We start from the raw sequence: 14661 nt of genomic DNA, 5'->3' as shown, positions 1-14661 counted from the left end.
TTCACACCTGACGGGGATGACCATTGACGTTGAGGACCATAGCCGGTCCTGACATGCGCTGCAATCCCACACCTTCCGGCGTCACCGTCACCCTGATCGACGTCCCCCTGATCAGAAGGGTGTATTCCAAAGAGGTCCACCCGTCCGGCAGACGGGGATCGATCCCTATGGCCGTTCCCCCCGTATCCCTCATTCCACCGAAGCCGCAGACCAAGGTCGACCAGACCCCACCAGCGGCCGCCAGGTGGATGCCATCCTCGGTATTGTCATGAAGATTGAACACATCGGCGAAGAGGGACTGCCTGAAGTAGTCCATGGCCAGCTCCTTACGCCCCACCTCGGCAGCGAGAATCGACTGGGAGGCGGCCGAAAGAGTGGAATCTCCAGTGGTCAGCGGGTCGTAATAATCGAAGTCGGCCAACTTCTGCTCGGGGGTAAACCAGGAGCTAAGCAGGAAGAGGGCCAGAACCACGTCCGTCTGCTTAAGGACCTTGTGACCATAGATGGCCAGGGGGTGGTAGTAGAGGAGCAGGGGGCGGGCCGGACAGTGTTCGAAGTCCCACTTGGGCCTGTTCATGAATTGGGCGTCCTGGGCATGAACCCCCTCCTGATTGGCGTAAGGCATGAACATAGCCTCGGCCATCCCCTTCCAGATCTTCAGGTCCTCATCACCGAATCCCAGGCGTTGACGGGCCTGGGCCAGGATCTCCCCTGTCTCGTCGGCCTCATCAAGCCTGTGGACGGCCTGTATGACGGCCATGAGGTTGAACCGGGCCATCTGGTTGGTATAGAGATTGTCATCCACCAAAGCCGTGTACTCGTCCGGCCCGGTCACGCTGTGTATATGAAAGCGTCCGTCCGACTGGTAGCTGCCCAGGGATGCCCACATACGTGCGGTCTCGACCAGTATGTCAATCCCCTCCCGGCCCAGGTAATCATCATCCCCGCTGACTAGGACGTATTGCATGAGGGCATAGGCTATGTCGGCGTCGATGTGGTATTGGGCGGTGCCGGTGGGGAAGTAGGCCGACCCCTCTTCGCCGTTGATGGTCCTCCAGGGGAAAAGGGCCCCGTCCAGATTCATGATGGCAGCGCGCCTGCGCGCAGCCGGGAGCATCTCATGCCGATAGTGGAGGATGGCCCTGGCTCGTGCGGGGTCGGTGTAGGTCAGAAAGGGAAGGATGTAAATCTCTGTGTCCCAGAAGTAGTGACCATCATATCCCGAACCACTCAATCCCTTGGCCCCCACTCCGTTCCTGACCTGGGCCGTGGCCTGGGCCAGCTGGAAAATCTCCCACCGGCTCACCTGCTGGATACGGCCACCGTCCCCGGCAGCCACCTGCACGTCCCCCCTTCGCCAGAAGTCCTCCAGCCAGGAACGTTGCGCCCCCTCAAGACCGCCTGCCCCCCTATGACAGGCGCTGTCGAGATCCTCCAGGCAAGCCAGGACCATGCTCCTGGCATCCGACCCCTCCCGTGTGCGCACGACCAAGCCGCAATCAACCCCGACCGGGAGGATAGATGGGCTCCGGTAGGCGGCGTAGCGACGGACTGAGATCCTTCCGCCTGCAGGCACACGTAGGTGCCAGACATCCTCCGGGAGGGCGGAGGTCACCATGGACCTCGCACCTGGATCGCCGTCTGTACTTTCGGCATACTGGCGGACGGCCAGGACTGCGGTCATCTGCGAGTTGTTGCAACGGTAGACATGGCAGACGGGGCCCTCCTGGTCCCCGTCTGCGTCTTCCAGGACCTCGTGTATGCCGCAGCCGTCGACCAGGTTGGACTTCCGTGGATCGTTAGAAACCTGTCGACGGGGTGCGTTGCCGTTGATCCTGGCATCCACATCCACCGTCATTGTCCTGTCAGGTGATTCGATAATCAGAGTATAGAGGGCCAGATGGGGGTCGAAGAGGCAGACCATACGCTCCACCGTCACGAACAGGTCGGCCCCATCGTCGGTACGGTAACGCCGGACGTAGGATGATATCCCCCGTCTGAAATCGACCTTTTGGCTGGCAGAGACCGGGCTGCCCAGGGGGTAGCCCTCCAGGCTCAGGGAGAAATCGGAGGCATCGGGTACCCCCTGGATCACCTGGCCGACACGGGCGAACCCATAAGCGGTCTCAGGGTGCTTGATGGTGAAGGTGTCATGGAAACCGCTCATGAAGGTCCCGCTGCCCAGGTCCCGACTGGGGTCCCCGGCCCCTCTAACCCCGATGTTCCCGTTCGACACGGAAAAGAGGGTCGCACTGTTGGAATCCCCCTCCTTGTTCTCAATCAATGCCCAGGGGTCCACAGGGTAGGTGGTCGGATCCAGGTCGGCCGGCCTTGCCAGATCGGCGCGGGCGGATCCGTCCTGAATCATCTCGATCAGCTGGTCGACCACATGGTCGGCACCGGAGTCCAAGAGGGCCTGCCGACCGGCCCCCCGATCCACACCGACAACCATGCCGAATCCCCCAGCCCGGCCGGCCGTCACCCCGGAAAGGGCATCCTCGACCACCACGGCCTCCTCCGGCCGAACCCCCAAGAGGTGTGCAGCAAAGGCATAGGTGTCGGGGGCCGGCTTCCCCTTGAGCCCCTCCCTGGCCCTTACGTTCCCGTCCACGATGATGTCGAAGAAGTTCCTGATGCCGGCCGCACTGAGCACGGTATTGGCATTGCGGGAGCTGGATACCACCGCCAGGCGCTTGCCTGTCCCCATCAGGTGACGCAGGACATCCACAGTGTCGGGGTAGGGCTCGATCCCCTCCTCATTCAGAAGACGCTCGAATATGGTGTTCTTGCGGTTGCCCAGCCCGCAGATGCTGCGGACCGTAGGTCCGTCAGCAGGGTTCCCTTGCGGCAGGTCCACCCCCCTGCTGGCCAGGACCGCGGAAACCCCGTCATAGCGGGGCTTGCCATCGACATAATCAAAATAGTCCTGGTCCCCATAGGGGCTGACGTCCTCCGGCAGGACCTGGTCGAACAGCTCTTTCCAGGCGGCCTTGTGCAGGCGAACCGTGGGAACCAGGACCCCGTCCAAATCGAAGAGGACAGCCAGACTTTGGACAATTTTCATGGTTGCGTATCCTACTCACTTGTTCTTGCGGATCAGATGAATCTGCCGGACTCCGAACAGGTTTTTCAGCCCTTGACCGCCCCAGCCAGCATACCTCGGACGAAATAGCGTTGCAGGAATAGGAAGACGGCCACCGGGACGACCATGGCTATGAAGGCACCGGGTGCCAGAAGGTACCAGGCCGACCCGCGGGAACCGACCATGTCGGACAGGCGGGAGGTCAGCGGGGCTGTCGCCGGGGTGTTTCCAGCGAAGGCCAGCGCCACCAGCAGGTCGTTCCAGACCCAGAGGAACTGGAAAATAGCGAAGGATGCTATGGCAGGGACCATGAGGGGCAGAACCACCTTGAGGAAGATCTGCACATGGCTGGCTCCGTCGACCTTGGCCGCCTCGATCAGCTCCTTGGGTATATCCAGCATGAAGTTGTGCAGGAGGAAGATGGCCAGCGGAAGTCCGAACATGGTGTGCGACAGCCATAGGACCCAGAAGGTGTTGTTGAGTCCCCATTTCACATACTGGGAGAGCAGGGGAATCATGGTCACCTGGATGGGGACCACCTGGAGGGCGAAGACGGCAACGAAGAGGATGTTTTTGCCGGGGAACTCGCACCATGCGAAGGCATAGGCCGCCAGGAGTGCCAGGGTGATGGGGATGAGGACACCGGGGATGGTGATGACGAAGGAGTTGACGAAGTAGGCGCCCAGGTTGTAGCCACCACCCAGCACCGACTTGTAGTTGCCCAGGCCGAAATCCTTCCAGTGGGAGGGGCTCAGGCTGGTCCACCAGCCGGAGGTGGATATGGCCATCCTGTTGTCACGGAAACTGGTCACCAGAAGGCCGACGGTGGGGATGGTCCACAAGACGGCGATGATAATGGAGATGGCCGAGCTCCAGGGAGAGGACAGCTTGTTCCTGGTGCGGATCAGCGCCTTTTCATGGCGGGTCAGTTTCCTGCTCATCTCACATCCTGCGACTTTCTCATTTGGTGGACGTTGAACACTATCAGGGGGATGACGACGATGAACATGATCACCGCCAGGGCGGCCCCCAGACCTGTGTTCTGGTACTGGAAGGACTGTGTGTAGAACTCGTTGGCTATCACCGAGGTCCCGTAGTTGCCGGCCGTCATGGTCCTGACCACGTCGAAGGCCTTGAGCCCGGCCATGGCCACGGTGGTCAGAACGACCACTATGGAGGGCCTGATCATGGGGACGGTCACATAGAAGAACTGCTGACGGGCATCGACCCCGTCCAGACGGGCTGCCTCGGTCAAGTCGTCAGGAATGGCCTTGATGGCCGCCGACAGGACGGTCATGGCATACCCGGCCTCAATCCAGATCATGACGAATATGAGGAGGAAGGTGTTCAGCGGTGAGGACATCAGCCACTGCGGGGCCGAGGCCGTCTTGTTGCCGAATAGGTGGGCCAGACCGGTATAGACGGCGGACAGGAGTCCCACGCGCTGGTCATAGACGAACTTCCAGATGATGGAGGCCCCTACCATGGATATGGCCATGGGCAGGAAGATTAGGGACTTGGCCAGCTTCTCGAACCGGGTCCTGTCCACCAGGACAGCGTAGAGCAGGCCGATGGCCGTAGAGCACAAGGGAACCAGAACAGTCCACAGGATCGTGTTGATCAGAACCTGGACGAACTGAGGCTCGGAGAATATCTTCACGTAATTGGCGAACCCCACCGCCTCGTTGCCGTCACGCCCGTAGAAGGAGTCACGGAAGGTGACGATTGTAGGGTAGAGCAGGCCGAAACAGACCAGGGCCACCGAGGGCAGGAGGAACATGACCGCCACCCCCCAGGAAGGCATCCGCTTGGGCAGGTTGGTCAGGAAGAGGATCAACGCCATGACGCCGACGAAGATGAGGATGGCCAGAAGCATGGCCAGGAGTTTGGACAGGTTGCTATCCGGATGCAGAATGAAATCCATGGTTGTAAGATGCCTTTCTCAGGCCACCCCCTCCACAGCCGGGGCTGGCGGAGGGGGTGTGCACTCTTTACCGTGCGTCGGGGTGGCACAGGGCCTGACTATGACTTATGGAGCTGTGGGCCTTGGGGCGCCCCGGGGGAACACGAACTCACTTGACGTCGCTGGGCCAGGATTCCTCGACTGCGTCGAGCACCTGCTGCTCGGACTTGTTCTGGGCGAAGTAGGCTATCATCTGCTTCCAGAAGGAGCCCGTACCCACCTCGGCAGGCATCATGTCTGAGGCGTCGAAACGGAAGGTGGTCCCCTCGGCAGTCAGAGACTCATAAGCCAGCTTGTCGATGGGCTTGAGATTCTTCTCGTCCAGTCCGGTGTTGGCCGTAATCCAGCCCGTCATGGCCTTGGCGCGTGCGTTGGCGTATTCGGGCGATGAGAGGAACTCTTCGAACTTCTGCACCTCGGGCTTGTCGGAGAAGGCGATGGCGAAGTCACCCCCGCCAATCATGCTCTTATGCTGGGCATCCTTGCTGGGCATGGGGAAGGCCCAGACATCCCCGTCCTTGGCGATCTTGATATCGGGGTTGGCTGTCTGGTAATTGCTCTGATAGAAAAGAGCCATGTGCATGAGGTAGCCCTTGCCATCCACCAAGGGGGTGCCGGCATCCTGCCACGCGGTAGAGGCTATGGACTGGATGTCGCCGAAACCACCGTTGACGTAGGCCGGATCCTTCAGGATCTTGCCGATCTCCTTGAAAGCGGCCAGAATCTTGGGATCGTTGAAGGGGATTGTGTGGTCGACCCACTTGTTGTAGGTGTCGGCATCGGTAAACCGCAAAACGGCATCCTCCAGCCAATCGGTGCCGGGCCAACCGGAGTCGGCTCCGCCCTCCAGACCCACGGACCAGGGCTTGACCGATGTATCCCCCTTGTTGTCATCGGCGATCTTCTTGGTCAGGTCCATCATCTCGTCCCAGGTGGTCGGGACCTTGTAGCCCTTTTCCTTGAAGGCCTTGGGCGAGTACCAGATGAAGGACTTGGCATTGGCATCCACCGGGATGGAGACCAGCTTGCCATTCAGGGTGGAGTAATCCTGCCAATCCTTGGAGTAGTACTTCTTCACATTCGCAGCAGCCTTGGCGGGGACATCCTTGACCTTGCCCGTGGCCACCATGTTCTTGATCATTCCCAGCTGTGGCATGATGGCCACATCCGGCGCGGAACCAGCCTTGACGCGGACTGGGAGCTGTGCGGCCATGTCACGCGAACCTTCGTGCTCCACCTTAGCTCCGGTACAGTTGGCGAATTCGTTGAAAGCCTTGACCGTAGCATCCCCCTCCTGGTCGATCCAGGGGGTGTAGGTGGAGATCTTCTTGCCGCTCAGGTCACCATACTTCTTGTAGGCAGTGCAACTGGCCGAATCGGCCTTCTTCGAACCATCGCCGGAGCTGTTGCCTGAGCCGCAGCCGGCCATGCCGAATAAGGTAGCTGAACTAACCACCAGGGCCAGCCCCTTCATTAACGTTGTCCTTCTCATACTTCTCCCACTACGTTGTGTTCGTGACCGTATACAGACAGCTCCTATATTCAGGACCCACCATCCGTATGACAGTTCCTTCAGCGTCTTTGCACATTATTTCCGTACGGGTTCGCGACCCCGGCGGACGCTTCCATGCGCATCTCTCAGTATAAGTACAAATATAGGTCATTGCAAGCGCTTACTCTGTTCTGTTCATTGGAAACGCACCGGATTACGGTAGGGCGGGAACAGCCGGGAACCTCGCAACCATGAGCGCAATGGCAAGGTCAGGATAAAGAGAAACCCGACGGCAAGGAACCGTCGGGTTGAGAGAGAAGAAGGGATTCAGTTATGAGGCCCAGGGAGGAGCCCCGCCGGTCATCACTTCAACCGGCACGATTTATACAACCATGGCTTTCTGTAAGTCCGGGTAGGATAAGCTCAAAGTTCCCTGTGAATCCTGTGCCCCTGTATGCACCTGGTCTTCCTCCCGTAGGTCCGGTCAGGGCCCGGGAAAGGCGACCAGGAATCCGGAAAGACACAGTGGAGGGGGGGGGGTCAGCCTTCCTCAGATCCGTTTTCCGCAGTCTTCAATTTGGTCTGCTCGGCCTCGAAGCGTGCCTTCTCCTTAGCCTTGCGCTCGTCCGATTGGGCCTGGAACCGATCCAGCTCCTCCTGCACGGCCTCCTTGGGGATTTTGGCGAAGATGGGGGCGGGTCTGGCGATCAGGGCCCCCTCCTTTACAGGTTCGCTCCTCCAGGGGTGCACATTGACGCCCAGCTGGTAGGTGCCAGTGATGATTGGGTAAGAGAAGCCGGGCTTGTCCAGGTCCTGGACCTCCTCCAGATGGGGCAAAGGGGAGAAGGTCCCCTCACCTCCCATGGTTTCGTAGACCTTCTGGGCCGAGTGTGGCAGGAAGGGGGCCAGAAGGGTGTTGGCGTCGCAGACAGCCTGGGCAGCGGTGTGGAGGACGGTGGCCAGGCGATCCTGGTCCTCCTTGATTTTCCATGGTTCCTGTGCCGATAGGTACTTGTTGATATCGCTGACCAGGGCCATAGCCTCACCCAGAGCGGCCTTCTGGCGCTGGCGCTCGATCAGGGATCCCACAGTGTCGAAGGCCGACCGGGACTCCTCCAGGAGAGTCCGGTCCTCTTCAGTCAGCCAGCCTTCTTCAATGTGAGGGATCTGACCGAAATCCTTGTTGAGCAAGTTGGCAACGCGATTGACCAGGTTGCCCCAGGAGGCGGCCAGCTCCTCGTTGTTGTGCCGGACGAACTCCGCCCAGGTGAAGTCCGAGTCCGAAGTCTCCGGCCCGGCAATGGAAATGTAGTAGCGAACTGCATCGACCGGGTAACGTGCCAGGATGTCCTTGACGTAGATGACGATGCCTCGGGAGGAGCTGAACTTCTTGCCCTCCATGGTCATGAACTCGCTGGCCACCACCTGCTCAGGCAGGTTGAGCTCGCCGTAGGGCCCCGGCTCTCCTCCCTTGGATCCCTTGCCGTTGTAAGCCAGAATCTCCGAGGGCCAGATCTGCGAGTGGAAGGTGATGTTGTCCTTGCCCATGAAGTAGTAGCCCAGGGCCTTGGGATCATTCCACCACTTGCGCCATGCCTCGGGGTCGCCCTGACGGCGGGCCCATTCGATGGATGCCGACAGGTAGCCGATGACGGCGTCGAACCAGACGTAGAGTTTCTTGTTGGGGTCGTCGACCCACCCGTCCACAGGCACGGGAATGCCCCAGTCGATGTCGCGGGTGATGGCCCGTGGCTTGACCTCCTTGAAGAGCCCCAGGGAGAAGTTGAGTACGTTGCTGCGCCAGCCCTTGCGGGTCTTCAACCAGGCCAGATTGGCCTCGGCCAGGGCGGGAAGATCCAAGAAGAAGTGCTTGGACTCCTCAAACCGGGGCGTCTCCCCATTGATCTTGGACACAGGGTTGATCAGCTCGTCCGGATCCAGCTCGTTGCCGCAGTTGTCGCACTGGTCACCGCGAGCGCCATCGGCACCGCAGATGGGGCAGGTCCCCTCAATATAGCGGTCCGGCAGGGTTCGTCCGGTGGAAGGCGAGATAGCCACCTTCTGTTGACCCTCATAGATGTAGCCATTGGCCCGGCACTGGCGGAAAAGCTCCTGCACCACCTTCTCGTGATTGCCGGTCGTGGTCCTGGTGAAGAGGTCATAGCTGAGTCCCAGATCGCACAGGTCCTTGACGATGACCCGGTTGTAGCGGTCGGCAATCTCTTGGGGACCTACTCCTTCGGCATCAGCCTCTACCAGGATGGGAGTGCCGTGCTCGTCGGTCCCCGAAACCATAAGGACATCATTGCCCTTCATGCGTTCGTAGCGTGCATAGACATCCGAAGGGACGCCGAACCCAGCGACGTGGCCGATGTGACGGGGCCCATTTGCATAGGGCCAGGCGACGGAAACAAGGATATGACTCATACCAGCAAGATTATCGGCTTAGGCCTACAATCCCCCGCCTCATCCACAAGACTGCCGGCTGTCAAGCAGATTATCCACAAGTTCACAAATTTAGCCCTCCTTCAGGCAAGCCCGGATACGGCCCTTTACAGTCGAACCATGAATCGAGAACACGTCCTCGGGGGAGCGACGTGGGCGCCTGCCACTACCCTTGGCGCCAGCCGCACCCTTAGAGCTACAACCAAGCCGCCAGGCCGGGCACCGCTCGTCGACACCGCTCAGCAGTGTTTCGGGCCACGATACGGAACAGGCCCAACGCGCACCCGTGGCCGTCCGCCTACGACCGAATTCGGAACCCCGGTTCCTGAGCCCAAACCGCTGCCCAGTCTGATTCAGATCGGAGATCTGCCAGGTCCGCTCAGCCTCAGCCTGCTGGTGAACGAGGGAGTCGTGACCTGCTTGGACCGATCCTGTTGCTACCTGAACGAACAGGCGGAGGGACTCTACGGTCGCGCCTCGATCGTCATGTCCATGGTCCCTTACGGTGCAGCAGCATGCGGCGGACTGGCGCTCTGGGTATGGATCAACGGCCATTTCCCCGATGCTCTGGACATCATCTCCAACTCCCACTTCCGCACGCCGGTTTACGGCAGGCCCCTTCGCCCCCATCAGCGACAGCTGGATGCCCGTTATCTGATGAAGCTTGGGCGGCTCTGGGTGACTTCGCCGCTCTGGACGGCCTGTGATTTGGCCTGCGAGCCCACGGGCCAATGCAACGGTGAGGACATCATGGCGGTTCTCCATGAGCTCATGGAGCGGTATCATGTCAGCTGTGGATCCTGCGAGGCGCTTCTGTCCTCCAACCCCCGATGGCCTGGCCACGCTCAAGGACTGGATACCATAAGACGGCTCAAGGCGATCCTATGAATAAGTCGATGAGGGACGGCCGACGTAGTCATGGCCATCATCGGCACCAGGATAGGATCAGACACCGTCGTGAATCCTCCGCTACTGAACGCATGACCCGGCTCATGACTGTCACCAGCAGCCGGTCGCACCCCTCAACGGAAGACGATTGGAGTCAAGACGAACCCAATAGCCTCGAACCAATGGCCGAGGGGCGGGCCCCACCTCCAGAGCCTCCCTTGGTGCCAACGGCACTGATGGCCACAGACCCCGAGACCGACCCGAGCATCCTCTGGACCATCGCCCGAGAAGAGCCCCGGCTGCGCCGGTGGCTGGTGGCCAATCCCGCCGCTTCGCCGGCACTGCTGGAGACTGTCTCGCAGCTGGGTGGGCCCGGTGTGCGCAGAGCACTCGAGGTGCTGCTGGATGAAGGGGACGGGAATCAGTCCTCCTTATCCTCTTCAACGGCCAAGGCATAGATCCGCTTGCGATTAGGCAGGCTGCCATCGGCCAAGGGATGCTCGGCAGCCACCCGGGCGATAGCCTCCTTGAGCCGCAGATCCTCGGATCTGGCCAGTTCGCGTGCTAGGTCTGCCAACTGCCGATCATCCATGGCCTCAGGGTCGTTGCGCCTGGCCTCCAAAGCAGAAGCACCAGCCACGACCAGGACCATCTCCCCCCTGGGGGGATCCTCCTGGAGGGAGTGCACAATGTCGCCGACGGTACCTCGCCGGATCTGCTCATGATCCTTGGTCAGCTCCCTGCAGAGGGCCATGAGCCGGTCGGAGCCGAAGACCTCCTGAAGGTCCTGCATAGCCTGATCAATGCGGTGGGGTGTCTCGTAGAAGACCATGGTCCGCTCCTCGCTGCGCAGAGTGCGCAGATGCCGCAACCGCTCCTGATGTCGGCGGGGAAGAAACCCTTCGTAACAGAAGCGGTCAGTCGGCAGACCGGAGAGAGCCAGAGCGTCCAGCACAGCGCTGGGGCCGGGAGCGCAGGTGACCGGTATGCCTCGTTCGATGGCCCGCCTTACGATGGCCATGCCCGGATCGTTGATGGTGGGCATACCCGCATCCGAGACCACCAGCACGCAGGCTCCGTCACGAACCTGATCCAAAATGGGATCGGCCATCCGTCGCTCATTATGATCGTGATAGGCCATAACCCTGCCGCTTACACGCACGCCCAATCGGTTGGCTAAGTCGTAGAGCCGCCGCGTGTCTTCCGCAGCAACCAGGTCCGCAGACTGCAGGAGCTCCACCAAACGTTTCGAGGCATCGGCGACATTGCCAATAGGCGTGGCCGCCAGCACTACCGTTCCACGTGAAACACTAGGTGGAATCGGCTTCTCATGACTTTCTCTGCCCTGCATATGTCCATCGCTCCGGCCATTCGTGCTGCTCATGCCTTTAGTATGGCCTAATCTAGGGGTGATGACATCTTTGGCAGGGCTTTCTTCGCAGCATCGCTCCTCCAGACACGGCAGGCACGCCGCCCACCGGTCCGGTCGCCCTGTCATGCTATCTATCTTCAGCACGCCCATGGGTCAGCACACCAAGGGTCGGGTCAACCGGATCCACAGGCCCTCCCATCGGCAGAGCGGCTGGTTGGCCTGCATACTCATGGCTCTTTTAGGCGGGCTCTTGCGGTTTGTGCGGCTGGGCAGCCCCCGGGCCATCGTCTTCGACGAGACATATTACGTCAAAGACGCCTGGACCATGCTGATGACCGGCGAGCCACGCAACTGGCCCAAAAAAGCCGGCCCGCTGAACCTACCCATCGACCAGATCTTCGCCCAGGGGCAGACAAGCGACTGGTTGCCCCAGGCCGAATACGTGGTTCACCCGCCGGTAGGCAAGTGGTGCATCGCCCTGGGTCTCAAACTGTTCGGCGGAGCAGGCAATCCCTTCGCCTGGCGAGTGGCCACCGCTCTGGCCGGCACCGTCGCCATCCTGCTGCTCTGCCGTGTAGCTTTGCGCCTCTTCCACAACCTGCCCATCGCCCTGACGGCCGGCTTCCTCATGGCCATTGACGGTCTGGGCATCGTCATGAGCCGTACCGGCCTGCTGGACAACTTCGTCATGATCTTCGTTCTGGGAGCCTGGCTGTGTCTGATGGGCCATCGGGACTGGGCCAGGGCCAGGCTACGACAATCCTGGGCCAAGGACCAGGCTGATTTCCGCCTACACTACCGGGTTAAGGTCATTCAGTCACAGGGACAGCAAGGGCAGAAAAGCCGTGTCGAGCTGCCCGTGGCCACCACCGGCCCTTTCATCGCCTGGTCTTGGTGGCGGACCGGAGCCGCCCTGCTGCTGGGCCTAGCCACCGGTACCAAGTGGTCGGGCGCCTACTTCTTCGCCGTCTTCGCCCTGATCTCGGTGCTCTGGGATGGCTGGGAGCGTCATCAAGCAGGGTATGGATCCTGGCTGCAGAGCGCCGTTTTCAGGGATGGGCTGCCAGCGGCCTTGCTTATGATCCCCATCTGGGCGGGCACCTATTTGGCCTCCTGGACGGGATGGTTCCTGCACGACGATTCCTTCATGCACAATTGGGCGGCCCAGCACCCTGGCCAAGGCCTGACCTGGCTGCCGGAAGGGCTGCGGTCCCTGGCTGAATACCACCGGCAGATGTGGCGCTTCCACACCACCCTGCATACCCGCCACCCATACATGGCCAACCCCCTGACTTGGCCCTTGCAGATCAGGCCCACCAGTTTCTACTGGCAGAAGCTCACGGGCTTCCCCGGCCTGTGCGGACTGGCCAAGGACTCTCCCTGCGTAGCCGCAGTCACATCCTTGGGCAATCCTCTGACCTGGTGGCTGGGCAGCATCTGCATGATCCTAGCCATCGTCATCGCCGTCGTGATCAAGCACGGAGATTGGCGGATCTGGGGGGTCCTGGCAGGCATGCTGGCCGGCTGGCTACCCTGGATCCAATACATGAACCGGACCACCTTCACTTTCTATTCCATCGTCATCCTGCCCTGGATGATCCTGGCCATCTGCTACGTGGTCAACTGGCTGCGGCAGAACTCGGACATCGTCCTCTACCGGCAGACCATGATCATGGGCCTGACCCTGCTGGGCCTGACCTCAGTCTTCTTCTACCCGCTGTGGACCGCCATGCCCATCCCCTATGACTTCTGGCGCATGCACATGTGGCTGTCCAGCTGGATCTAAGACAAAGAAGGCGGTCGGACAGCGATGCCCAACCGCCTTGCAGTAACCTTTGTATGCCGTCTTGCTCAGACTGCGCGATCACGGATGATTTGCGCGTAACGCAGACCGGAATCCTTCCAGATCCGCTCCTGGGTGTCATAGTCGACTCTGATCAGCCCAAAGCGCTTGGTGTAGCCCAGGGCCCACTCAAAGTTGTCCAGCAGGGACCAGGCAAAGTAGCCGGTCACCCGACACCCGGCCTGAATGGCCTTGGCCACAGCCTTGACATGCTCTTCCAGATAGGCCACCCGCTTGGGGTCGTGGACGATCTTCCCGCCGGGTGCGTTCGGATCCTGACTGACCTGGTCATCCCAGGCGGAGCCGTTCTCGGTCACCATGAGTTCCATGTCGGGGAAACGTCGGCCCATCTCCACCAGCACATCGGTCAGACCCTGGGGTTCCTGATTCCAGCCCATTCCCGTCAGCTCTCCCTGCGGGGCCTGCCCCTCCACGCTATCCTGGGCCGGCATGGCGTTGGCATGGCGATCGACCAGCTTGCCCTCGGGACCGACCGAGGCATCGGCGGATTCACCATCAGCCTTCCTGGCCTTTACATATGTGGTGGCATAGTAGTTCAGTCCTAGAACGTCAAGGGGCTGGTGGATGGTTTCCAGGTCACCGTCCTGCACGAAGCGCCAGTCGGTGTCCCCCCTCGCCGCCTGACTGACACCTTCCGGATAGGCACCCTCCAGCATGGGGGCCAGGAAGACCTCGTTGGCGAAGAGGTCGGCCCTCTTCTTGGCGGCGAGGTCCTCCGGGCTGTCCGAGGCCGCCCGGGTCACCTGAAGGTTGAGGGTGACCGAGAGTCGGGCATCCTGCCCAACCTGGGCCCTGATGGCCTGGCAGGCCAGTCCATGGGCCAGGTTCAAATGGTGGACGGCGGCCAAGGCCTGGTCGTAGTCCTTGATCCCGGGGGCATGGGCCCCGTTCCCATAACCCAGGTAAGCCGCGCACCAAGGCTCGTTCAGGGTGGTCCAGGTGTCCACCCGATCGCCGAAGGAAGCGGCCAGGGCGGAGGCGTAGTCGCCAAAACGGAGAGCTGTGTCCCTGCTGGGCCAACCTCCGGCATCCTGTAGGTACTGGGGAAGGTCCCAGTGGTATAGGGTGACGACGGGCCTGATTCCATTGTCACGCAGCATATCAAGGACCTTCAGGTAGTGGTCCAGCCCGGCTTGGTTCACCGGACCACCGGCTGTAGGAAAAATACGGGACCAGGATATGGACATGCGGTAGGCGCCGACACCCATCTGCTTCATCAGGGCTATGTCTTCCGGGTAGCGGTGATACTGATCGCAGGCCACATCACCGTTGGATCCGTCGACGACTACGCCCGGTCGGGCGCAATATGTGTCCCAGATGGAATCCGTCCTGCCGTCCTCATGTGCCGCCCCTTCCACCTGGAAGGCAGCCGTGGCCGTTCCCCAAGTGAAATCGGATGGGAAAATGAACTTGCTCTCCTGGCCCATGTCAATCCTCTCTTTCGTTTCTTTCATATCCATAGCGCTTTACCCGCTTGCGATAATTTGCTGTCCTTCGGCCGGCGGATACCCTTGGCGGCCGGCGGCCGCCGTCCCACCGCAGACGCCGTCTGAAC

Annotated in this window: 10 protein-coding genes; 3 read left to right on the top strand and 7 right to left on the bottom strand. The window is 60.8% G+C overall.

The window, feature by feature from the left end; translation table 11 throughout:
- Position 1: 1 nt before the first annotated feature.
- The 5 genes from ACVWNW_RS05675 to metG all read right to left on the bottom strand — a co-directional run bounded on the left by ACVWNW_RS05675 (position 2) and on the right by metG (position 8964).
- Positions 2 to 3064: an HAD-IA family hydrolase gene (locus ACVWNW_RS05675; RefSeq protein ID WP_454481597.1), complete on the bottom strand. Its 3063-nt coding sequence runs from the start codon at positions 3062 to 3064 to the stop codon at positions 2 to 4.
- A gap of 65 nt (positions 3065 to 3129) precedes the next feature.
- Positions 3130 to 4023 (bottom strand): carbohydrate ABC transporter permease, encoded by an 894-nt coding sequence (locus tag ACVWNW_RS05670; protein WP_046322293.1) that lies wholly within the window; start codon positions 4021 to 4023, stop codon positions 3130 to 3132.
- Positions 4020 to 5006 (bottom strand): carbohydrate ABC transporter permease, encoded by a 987-nt coding sequence (locus tag ACVWNW_RS05665; protein WP_110424766.1) that lies wholly within the window; start codon positions 5004 to 5006, stop codon positions 4020 to 4022. The genes ACVWNW_RS05670 and ACVWNW_RS05665 overlap by 4 nt, the downstream gene beginning before the upstream one ends.
- A gap of 148 nt (positions 5007 to 5154) precedes the next feature.
- Positions 5155 to 6537 carry an ABC transporter substrate-binding protein gene (locus ACVWNW_RS05660; protein WP_454481594.1) on the bottom strand — a complete coding sequence of 461 codons (1383 nt, stop codon included), beginning with the start codon at positions 6535 to 6537 and terminating at the stop codon, positions 5155 to 5157.
- A 540-nt stretch (positions 6538 to 7077) separates the two neighbouring features.
- Positions 7078 to 8964: a methionine--tRNA ligase gene (metG, locus tag ACVWNW_RS05655; protein ID WP_198191587.1), complete on the bottom strand. Its 1887-nt coding sequence runs from the start codon at positions 8962 to 8964 to the stop codon at positions 7078 to 7080.
- Between the two features lie 429 nt (positions 8965 to 9393).
- On the opposite strand from metG, the gene ACVWNW_RS05650 reads away from it, so the two are divergent.
- Together ACVWNW_RS05650 and ACVWNW_RS05645 are read left to right on the top strand one after the other, a co-directional pair.
- A complete protein-coding gene (locus ACVWNW_RS05650; RefSeq protein ID WP_052733234.1) occupies positions 9394 to 9870 on the top strand; it encodes a hypothetical protein in 477 nt (158 codons plus the stop codon).
- Positions 9867 to 10328 carry a variant leucine-rich repeat-containing protein gene (locus ACVWNW_RS05645; protein WP_454481591.1) on the top strand — a complete coding sequence of 154 codons (462 nt, stop codon included), beginning with the start codon at positions 9867 to 9869 and terminating at the stop codon, positions 10326 to 10328. The genes ACVWNW_RS05650 and ACVWNW_RS05645 overlap by 4 nt, the downstream gene beginning before the upstream one ends.
- Here the strand turns inward: ACVWNW_RS05645 and rsmI are convergent.
- Complete coding sequence (gene rsmI, locus ACVWNW_RS05640) at positions 10292 to 11221, bottom strand: 16S rRNA (cytidine(1402)-2'-O)-methyltransferase (protein ID WP_454483401.1); 930 nt, start codon at positions 11219 to 11221, stop codon at positions 10292 to 10294. The genes ACVWNW_RS05645 and rsmI overlap by 37 nt on opposite strands.
- A 250-nt stretch (positions 11222 to 11471) precedes the next feature.
- On the opposite strand from rsmI, the gene ACVWNW_RS05635 reads away from it, so the two are divergent.
- Positions 11472 to 13028: a dolichyl-phosphate-mannose--protein mannosyltransferase gene (locus ACVWNW_RS05635; protein ID WP_454483399.1), complete on the top strand. Its 1557-nt coding sequence runs from the start codon at positions 11472 to 11474 to the stop codon at positions 13026 to 13028.
- Positions 13029 to 13093: 65 nt separating this feature from the next.
- Here the strand turns inward: ACVWNW_RS05635 and ACVWNW_RS05630 are convergent, their stop codons facing one another.
- Positions 13094 to 14560 carry a glycoside hydrolase family 1 protein gene (locus tag ACVWNW_RS05630; protein ID WP_454481589.1) on the bottom strand — a complete coding sequence of 489 codons (1467 nt, stop codon included), beginning with the start codon at positions 14558 to 14560 and terminating at the stop codon, positions 13094 to 13096.
- Positions 14561 to 14661 lie beyond the last annotated feature (101 nt).

Source organism: Bifidobacterium sp. JNUCC 75 (genome assembly GCF_054819865.1).
Note: the sequence above shows the minus strand (reverse complement) of the source record. Positions and strands in the feature narration are given on the sequence as shown.